A 2,560-nucleotide genomic window follows, 5' to 3' on the forward strand; every position below is an offset into this window, starting at 1 on the left:
TCCCGGCTCACCGTACGGGCCCGCGTCGCGACGGGCGCGCGGCTGGTGTTCGAGCCGGAGCCGGCCATCGCCGCCGCGGGCTGCGACCACCGGGCGCTCGCGGAGGTGAGCCTGGAGGAGGACGCGGCGCTGGTCTGGCGCGAGGAGATCGTCCTCGGCCGCCACGGCGAACGTCCGGGCCGTTACGTGAGCCGCTTCGACGTGACGTGCGGCGGCCTGCGGCTGCTGCGCCTCGAGTTGCGGGTGGATGAGAACGCGGCCCGCGCCGCCGTCCTCGGCGCCGCGAAGGCGGCGGGCACGGTCCTGCTCGCGGGAGAGGACCTGGCGAGGGAGCCCTACGCCGCCGACGGGCTGGCCGTCCTGCCGCTGGCGGGCCCGGGGGCCCTGGTCACGGCGCTGGCCGAGGACACCGTACGCCTCCGTTCCCTGCTGGCCCTCGGGAGCGCCGAGGCACGACGCGCCGCCGTTCCCGGCCCGACGTGACCGGCCACCGGCGTCCGTGAGATCCGGCGCTTCACCGGCGGCTGAGGTAGGCGAGGACCGCGAGGACGCGGCGGTGACCGCTGTCGTCCGGCGAGAGGCCGAGCTTGGCGAAGACGTTGCCGATGTGCTTGTGGACGGCGTTCTCGGTGATGACGAGCCGGGCCCCGATCGTGACGTTGTCCCTGCCCTCGGCCATCAGGGCGAGCACCTGGCGTTCGCGCGGCGTGAGGGCGGCGATCGGGTCGGGGGCGTTACGGGTGAGGAGTTGCGCGATCACCTCGGGGTCCATGACGGTGCCGCCGGCGGCGACCCGCCGCAGCGCGTCGACGAACTCGCTCACCCGGCTCACGCGGTCCTTGAGCAGGTAGCCGACGCCGCCGCGCCGGTCGGAGATCAGTTCGCCGGCGTACTGCCGCTCGACGTATTGGGAGAGCACGAGCACCGGCAGGCCGGGGTGCCGGCGGCGGGCGTGGAGCGCGGCGTGGATGCCCTCGTCGCGGAAGGACGGGGGCAGCCGTACGTCGACGATGGTGAGGTCGGGCCGGTGTTCGGTGACGGCGGCGACGAAGCCGGCGGCGTCCTGGGCGATCGCGGCGACGTCGAAGCCCCTGGCGGTCAGCAGGAGTTCCAGCCCGCTCGACAGCAGGACGTTGTCCTCGGCGATCACGACCCGCACGGCAGGCTCACGGTGATCGTGGTCGGGCCGCCGGCGGGGCTGTGAACGTGGACGGTGCCGTCGAGCGCCAGGACGCGGTGGCGGATCCCGGCGATGCCGGTGCCCCGCGTCTCGTCGGCGCCGCCGATCCCGTCGTCGGCGACCTCGATCGAGAGCCGGTCACCGGCGCGTGCGGCGCGGACGGTGGTCCGGGTGGCCCGGCCGTGCTTGGCGGCGTTGGTGAGCGCCTCGGCGATCGTGAAGTAGGCCACGGCCTCGACCGCGGCGGGGACCGGCCCGAGGTCGCCGATGTCAAGCCTGGTGCCGATCGCCGACCGGGTCCCCAGCGCCGCCAGCGCCCCGGCGAGGCCGCGGTCGGCGAGGATCGGCGGGTAGATCGTCCGGATCACCGCACGAAGCTCCGCCATGGCCTCCTCGGTGCCCTCGTGCGCCTCCCGAAGGAGTCTGGCCACCGTCCGGGGGTCCTCGCCCAGCGACTCGCGGGCCGCGCCCAGCCGCATCGCGATGGCCACCAGCCGGGCCTGGGTGCCGTCGTGCAGGTCGCGTTCGATCCGGCGGAGTTCCGCGCCGTGCGCGTTCATGGCGCCGGCCCGCGTCTCGGTCAGGGTCTCCACCCGGTGCGCCAGCCGCTCCGCGGCCGAGGGGGACAGCGACGCGACGCAGATCCGGGCGTGCAGGCGCGCCAGCGGCGGGACCAGCCAGTAGGTGAGGGCCGCGAAGATGAGGAACTGCGCCGTCCCCAGGGTCAGCGCCGTGCCCCACCCGGACAGGGGAACGCCGGCGGCGAAGCCGCCCGCACGGGTGCCGGCGGGCAGCGCCCACCACAGGGGCACCGTGACGGCCGTGGCCACCGCGTTGCCCGCGCACACCACCACGACGAGCCCGAACGCCAGACCGGTCACGATCCCCGTGCACAGCCACCCGAGGACACGCCACGTACCGGCGCCGACGGGGCCGGAGCGCGGAGAGAGCAGCAGCCCTTCGGCGCGGCGCCGATGCCAGGACGCCCAGGCGCGCGCCATCGTCGGGACGATGAGCACGGGCAGCGCGAACAGCGCGACCACGGCGGTGAACAGGCTTCCCAGCAGATAGCCCAGACCGCGCCACGTCGCCGCGAGCCGATCAGCGTTCATGGGCATGAGTCTGGGCCCTAACGACCGGGCCGGGCACTACAGCCTGCCACCCCTTTTTTCCACTGGTGAGCGGTATCGTCCGCTCAGCCCCGCCAGACCTAGCGTCGGCGCCCATGACGACCTCACCGATTCGTTCACCACGGCAGCGCGGGCGATCCGTCCGGCGGAACCTGGCCATGGCCGCCATCGTGACCGGGCCCCTCGTCGCCGGCGCGCCCGGCGCGATGGCCGCGCGGCGGCACGTCGACCTCGTCCGGCTCCGGCAGAA

At 74.8% G+C, this 2,560-nt stretch carries 3 protein-coding genes; 1 reads left to right on the plus strand and 2 read right to left on the minus strand.

Annotation, left to right across the window (positions count from 1 at the left end; all coding sequences use genetic code 11):
• On the plus strand, positions 1–483 hold a 483-nt coding region (locus ACFFNX_RS47460; RefSeq protein WP_378212993.1), incomplete at its 5' end, for an urease accessory protein UreD.
• Positions 484–514: 31 nt separating this feature from the next.
• Here the strand turns inward: ACFFNX_RS47460 and ACFFNX_RS47465 are convergent.
• A complete protein-coding gene (locus ACFFNX_RS47465; protein WP_378212994.1) occupies positions 515–1,159 on the minus strand; it encodes a response regulator in 645 nt (214 codons plus the stop codon).
• The gene (locus ACFFNX_RS47470) at positions 1,147–2,292 is read right to left on the minus strand and encodes a sensor histidine kinase (protein WP_378212995.1); all 1,146 of its coding nucleotides are present in this window, start codon (positions 2,290–2,292) and stop codon (positions 1,147–1,149) included. Before ACFFNX_RS47470 ends, ACFFNX_RS47465 begins: the two co-directional genes overlap by 13 nt.
• Between the last annotated feature and the right edge of the window lie 268 nt (positions 2,293–2,560).

It is taken from the genome of Actinoallomurus acaciae (genome assembly GCF_042429965.1).
Classification (GTDB): Bacteria; Actinomycetota; Actinomycetes; order Streptosporangiales; family Streptosporangiaceae; genus Actinoallomurus; species Actinoallomurus acaciae.